Raw genomic sequence first — 5,601 nt, 5'->3', positions numbered from 1 at the left:
TCGCCCTGCTCGAAGGCGAAGGCCCAGAAAAAGCCACACCGTTCTACTACCACCTCGACCACCTCGGCACGCCCCAGGAACTGACCAGTCACCAAGGCGAAGTGGTTTGGGCGGCGCGCTACAACGGCTACGGCAAACTCACCGAACTGCGTCATGGAAACGGCCCGAGACTGCATCAACCGCTGCGTTTCCAAGGGCAATACCACGACCGGGAAAGCGGCCTGCATTACAACCGGCACCGGTACTACAATCCGGAGACGGGGCGGTATCTGACGGCGGATCCGAGCAAGCTCAAGGGAGGGCTTAACGGGTATCGGTATACCCTGAACCCGACGGGGTGGGTGGATCCGTTGGGGTTGGAAGATTGTCCGGGTGCAAATAAATGCTCATCCGTACAAGGTGCGGACACACCAGAAAAGAAAGTACACGTAGATGAAGGTGATGTAGTCCCGCCTGGGGCGAGATCAGTAAATTGGAAAGGGTTCTCATCTGGAAAGCTTCAACCTCACTACCAGAAACACGTAATCGATCAGAAAGAATTCGGCGACATATCGCAAGCGGAGTACCTAAAACAAGCCAAAGACTTCTCAAAGGAAACTGGGGACTATAATGAAGTGAATGCAGGCAACTTTATTATCAAGCACGACCCAGCGTCGGGAAGAGTTTTTATAGGACATTTGAGATCACGGGAGATTCGGACATACTACAGGGACGACGGAAGAAGCGATGATGCATTTCAGTCAGCCATCGATTTAGCAAAAGGTCTTATAAAGTGAAAAAAATCACGCGACTGGCAGCGATCAAAAGCATAACCGAGAGCACTCTAAACCTATTAACAATTGAGGAAAGAGAATCAATCCTTTTAAATTGGTGGACGCTCGGCGAAAATGACACCACTTATTTAAATCTCTCAACAAGACTGCAAAAATTGATATCAAATAACGACGAGCCACCGAAAGACATTACCCCCCCACTAGCGGACGAGTTAATACTAGCCGGATTAAAATCAAGCTATACAGGGGTGACAAATGCGTACTTGACCGAACGACTAGTTGAGCTTGGACATAAAACGTACGAAATCGAAGGAAATATCGAGCGCTTGAATCCGTGTCCGTGCTGTGGGTATCGTACGCTTTTAACGATCTCAAACTACGAAATTTGCGATTTATGCAAATGGGAAGATGACGGCATAACCGATCCTGAATCATATAGCCATTCAAATCATATGACTCTCAGCGACGCAAAAAAAGAGTTCTGCGAAAAATCCAAAAAGATGCGTTTAAACAAATGGATTAAATCTTAGACAAAACAAAACAAGAGATCAGAGATAATACAAATCTGGCACACTTAGAAAAAACGAGAAAACATGGGCAATCACAAGGTAATAATTGACTGACGGAGCACTGAAAAGCGCAATCTTTACATGCAGCCGAAAAACCATAACCAAATAAAACCTCATAAGTAACGCAACAGAAATTACCTTTGCTGCCGATAACTCTGCACCGCAGCCCCCAGCACCACCGCCCCGGCAGCGATTGCCAACCAGAAACCACTGCGCGCGCCAAACGTATCCACCAGCCAACCCGAACCCGCCGCGCCGATCGCCACGCCGATGCTCAGGCCCGTCACCAGCCAGGTCAGGCCCTCGGTGAGCCGGGCCGGTGGCACGATGCGCTCGACCAAGGCCATGGCGACGATTAGTGTCGGCGCGAAGAACAACCCGGCGACAAACACCGCCAGCGACAACCCGAGGATATTGCTCGCCAGCAACAGCGGCAGCGTCGTCAGCGCAGTCGCCACCCCGCCGTACAGGAACAGCCGCGGCAACGGCACTTTCGAGCGCAGCGCCCCGAACGCGAGGCCGGCCAGGCAGGAGCCGATGGCGTAGACCGACAACACGATGCTCGCCGCCGCCGGTTGCCCCTGATGCTGGGCGAAGGCCACGCTGACCACGTCCACCACCCCGACGATGACGCCCATGGCGACCATCAGCAACAGCAGCAAAAGCACGTCGCTGGAACTGATGATCGAACCCTGGTGATGCGCCTGGTGCGGATGCACCGGCGGCTCGGTGTGGCGCTGCAGGACAAACGCTGTCACGCCGATCGCCAGCAGCAGCACCGAGGCCAGGGGCCCCGCTTCCGGGAACGCCACCACGCACAATCCCACCGACAGCGGCGGCCCGACAATGAAACAGACCTCGTCCAGCACCGACTCCAACGCATAGGCAGTGCGCAGTTGCGGCTGGCCGCGATAGACCTCGGTCCAGCGCGCCCGCACCATCGCCGACATGCTCGGCATGCAGCCAGCGAGGGCGGCGAACAGGAACAGCGTCCAGTGGGGCGCCTGCAATCGCGTGCACAGCAGCAACAGCAACAACGCCCCGCCACCGATCAGTGCCGCCAATGGCAAGACCCGCCCCTGACCAAAACGGTCCACCAACCGCGACACCTGTGGTGCGCAGAACGCCGTCGCCAAGGCGAACGTCGCCGCCACCGCGCCGGCCAATCCATAGCCACCCTTGAGCTGCGCAAGCATGGTGATCACGCCTATGCCCGTCATCGAGATCGGCATGCGCGCGATCATCCCCGCCAGCACGAAGCCGCGGCTGCCAGGGGCGGTGAACAGTTCGCGATAGGGGTTTGCCATGGAATGACGCCTCAACAAGGGCCTGCAACTTGCCATAAAGGCCCGTGCCGGGGAAGCGCGAAACTGTGGGGGAAATGTGAAGACCGTCGCCCGCAAATGAACTCTCCGGGCCTGTCGCCAGTCAGCAAGTAAGGCCCTCGATTCAAGGTGCTATTCCATGCAGATTTCCCTCGCCCGACAAGTTGCCCTGGTCACTGGCGCCAGCTCTGGCATTGGCGCAGGCTCGGCCAAGGCGCTGGCGGCGGCTGGTGCCGCCGTGGTGCTCAACTATCACTCCAGCGCCGGCCCGGCCGAAGAACTGGCCCGTGAAATCAACGACAGCGGTGGCCGCGCCATCGCCATCGGTGCCGATGTGTCAAAGGAACAGGAGGTCGAGCGGCTGTTCGCCGAGACCCTGGACGCCTTCGGCGCGCTGGACATTCTGGTGGCCAACTCTGGCCTGCAAAAAGACGCCGCCGCCGTCGACATGAGCCTGGATGACTGGAACACCGTCATTGGCGTCAACCTCACCGGCCAATTCCTTTGCGCCCGCGCCGCCCTGCGGATCTTCAACCGCCAGGGCATTCGCCAAGGCGTGTCCCGGGCTGCCGGCAAGATTATCCACATGAGTTCGGTGCATCAGCGCATCCCTTGGGCCGGCCACGTCAATTACGCGGCTTCCAAGGGCGGTATCGACCAGCTCATGCAGACCTTGGCCCAGGAGACCAGCCACCAGCGAATCCGCATCAACAGCATCGCCCCTGGCGCGATTCGCACGGCCATCAACCGTGAGGCCATGGAAGGTGTAAAAGAACAGCAACTATTGCAGCTGATTCCCTACGGCCGGGTCGGCGATGTCGACGATGTCGCCAATGCGGTGGTCTGGCTGGCGTCGGACCTGTCCGATTATGTGGTGGGCACCACGCTGTTCATCGACGGCGGAATGAGCCTTTATCCGGGGTTCCGTGGCAATGGCTGATCATGACGAACCGCAAAGCCCCATCGAAAACCACGGCATCATTGGCGACATGCGTACGGCCGCGTTGGTCAACGATCGGGGCAGCGTGGATTTTTTCTGCTGGCCGGAGTTCGACAGTCCGTCGCTCTTCTGTTCGCTGTTGGACACCCCCGAAGCGGGCATCTTCCAACTCGCTCCGGACCTGCCGGATGCCCGCCGCCAGCAAATCTACCTGCCCGACACCAATGTGTTGCAAACCCGTTGGCTGAGCGACGGGGTGGTGGTGGAGATTACCGACCTGCTGCCCATCGGCGACAGCGAAGACGATTTGCCCGTGTTGATGCGCAGGGTGCGCATGACTGTCGGCAGCGCGACTTTCCGTATGCGTTGTGCGGTGCGCCATGATTATTCCCGCGCGGCGACCACCGCGCGCCGGGACGGTGACCACGTTATCTTCGAGGCCCCTCAACAGCCGAGCCTGCGTTTGTGCGCCGATCAGGCCATGATATTGGACGGCCAGGCCGCGGCGGCCGTGTTCACCCTGGAACAAGGCCAGACCGCCGAGTTCCTGCTGGGCGGCATCGACGATGCGCGTCTGGTCGATGACACCAGCGCCCTGTGCCTGGAGCGAACCCTGGCGTTCTGGCGCGGTTGGATCAGCCAATCGAACTACCGCGGACGCTGGCGGGAGATGGTCAATCGCTCCGCGCTGGCGCTGAAACTACTGACCTCGCGCAAGCAGGGCGCCATCATCGCGGCCGCCACCTTCGGCCTGCCGGAAAGCCGCGGCGGTGAGCGCAACTGGGACTACCGCTACACCTGGATCCGCGACGCCTCGTTCACCGTCTATGCATTCATGCGCCTGGGCTTTATCGACGAGGCCAACGCCTACATGCGCTGGCTGCGCGGCCGCGTCAGCGACTGCCGCGACCAACCGACCAAGCTCAATATCCTGTACGGCCTGGATGGCCGGCTCGAACTGCCGGAAACCGAATTGCCCCATCTGAGCGGCTATGGCAACGCTCGGCCGGTGCGCATCGGCAACCTGGCGTACCAGCAGGTGCAGCTGGATATTTTCGGCGAGCTGATGGACGCAGTGTATCTGGTCAACAAATACGGCGAAGCCATCTCCCATCAAGGCTGGAAACACACCGTCGATGTGGTCGATCAGGTCTGTGAAATCTGGCGGGACAAGGACGTGGGCATCTGGGAGATGCGCGGCGACAAGCAACATTTTCTGCATTCGCGGCTGATGTGTTGGGTCGCGGTGGACCGCGCCATTCGCCTGGCGAGCAAACGTTCCCTACCCGCCCCGTTCGCCCGGTGGGACGAGACCCGCCAGGCTATCTATGAAGACATCTGGACGAATTTCTGGAACGACGAACACCAGCATTTCGTCCAGCGCCTGGGCAGCACCGCGCTCGACGGTTCGATGTTGCTGATGCCGCTGGTGCGCTTCGTCAGCGCCCGCGACCCGCGCTGGCTGTCGACGCTGGACGCCATCGAAAAGGATCTGGTGCGCGACGGCATGGTGTACCGCTACCGCAACGACGACAGCCCCATCGATGGCCTCAGCGGTACCGAGGGTTCGTTCGTCGCCTGCTCATTCTGGTACGTCGAATGCTTGGCCCGCGCCGGCCGCGTGGAAAAAGCCCAGCTGGAGTTCGAACAACTGCTGCGCTATGCCAATCCGCTGGGGCTGTATGCCGAGGAATTCGACAGCCACGGCTACCATCTCGGCAACCTGCCCCAGGCGTTGAGCCATTTGGCGCTGATCAGCGCGGCGAGCTTTCTGGACCGCAAGTTGAGCGGGGAGAAAAATCACTGGCAGCCGTGAGCGGTGCTCAACGCTTCGGACTTCGTGGCGAGGGAGCAAGCTCCCTCGCCACGGGTTCGACGGTGTTTCGACTACTGAGTTGGCTCCGCCAGTTCGATGTCATTCAGGGCACGGTTGACCAGTAAGGTGCCCAGCTCGATCAACTGCTGAAGCCCCAACGCCACATGCCGCCGTGAGC

General features: G+C 59.4%; 6 protein-coding genes. 4 read left to right on the top strand and 2 right to left on the bottom strand.

Annotation, left to right across the window (positions count from 1 at the left end; translation table 11 throughout):
* Together HU806_RS26610 and HU806_RS26735 are read left to right on the top strand one after the other, a co-directional pair.
* Positions 1-776, top strand: a 776-nt coding sequence (locus tag HU806_RS26610) for an RHS repeat domain-containing protein (protein ID WP_238350246.1), incomplete at its 5' end; no start/stop codon positions are given.
* Entirely contained in the window at positions 773-1,303 is a 531-nt protein-coding gene (locus HU806_RS26735) for a CPCC family cysteine-rich protein (protein ID WP_186615761.1), read from the top strand. The genes HU806_RS26610 and HU806_RS26735, both read left to right, overlap by 4 nt.
* Before the next feature lie 173 nt (positions 1,304-1,476).
* Here the strand turns inward: HU806_RS26735 and HU806_RS26050 are convergent, their stop codons facing one another.
* Entirely contained in the window at positions 1,477-2,649 is a 1,173-nt protein-coding gene (locus tag HU806_RS26050; RefSeq protein ID WP_186615759.1) for an MFS transporter, read from the bottom strand.
* 157 nt (positions 2,650-2,806) lie between these two features.
* Here HU806_RS26050 and HU806_RS26045 point away from each other — a divergent pair, with 157 nt between their 5' ends.
* Positions 2,807-3,607 (top strand): SDR family oxidoreductase, encoded by an 801-nt coding sequence (locus tag HU806_RS26045; RefSeq protein ID WP_186615757.1) that lies wholly within the window; start codon positions 2,807-2,809, stop codon positions 3,605-3,607.
* Positions 3,600-5,423: a glycoside hydrolase family 15 protein gene (locus tag HU806_RS26040; RefSeq protein ID WP_186615755.1), complete on the top strand. Its 1,824-nt coding sequence runs from the start codon at positions 3,600-3,602 to the stop codon at positions 5,421-5,423. The genes HU806_RS26045 and HU806_RS26040 overlap by 8 nt, the downstream gene beginning before the upstream one ends.
* A gap of 71 nt (positions 5,424-5,494) precedes the next feature.
* On the opposite strand, the gene HU806_RS26940 is transcribed toward HU806_RS26040, so the two are convergent.
* On the bottom strand, positions 5,495-5,601 hold a 107-nt coding region (locus HU806_RS26940), incomplete at its 5' end, for a DUF6124 family protein (RefSeq protein ID WP_527251172.1).

Source organism: Pseudomonas sp. SWRI154, from assembly GCF_014268645.1.
GTDB classification, from domain to species: Bacteria; Pseudomonadota; Gammaproteobacteria; order Pseudomonadales; family Pseudomonadaceae; genus Aquipseudomonas; species Aquipseudomonas marvdashtae.
Note: the sequence above shows the minus strand (reverse complement) of the source record. Positions and strands in the feature narration are given on the sequence as shown.

Bases quoted from the DNA above. Each gene is read 5' to 3' on its own strand.
- HU806_RS26050 (WP_186615759.1), bottom strand. From the start codon at position 2,649: ATGGCAAACCCCTATCGCGAACTGTTCACCGCCCCTGGCAGCCGCGGC.
- HU806_RS26045 (WP_186615757.1), top strand. From the start codon at position 2,807: ATGCAGATTTCCCTCGCCCGACAAGTTGCCCTGGTCACTGGCGCCAGC.
- HU806_RS26040 (WP_186615755.1), top strand. From the start codon at position 3,600: ATGGCTGATCATGACGAACCGCAAAGCCCCATCGAAAACCACGGCATC.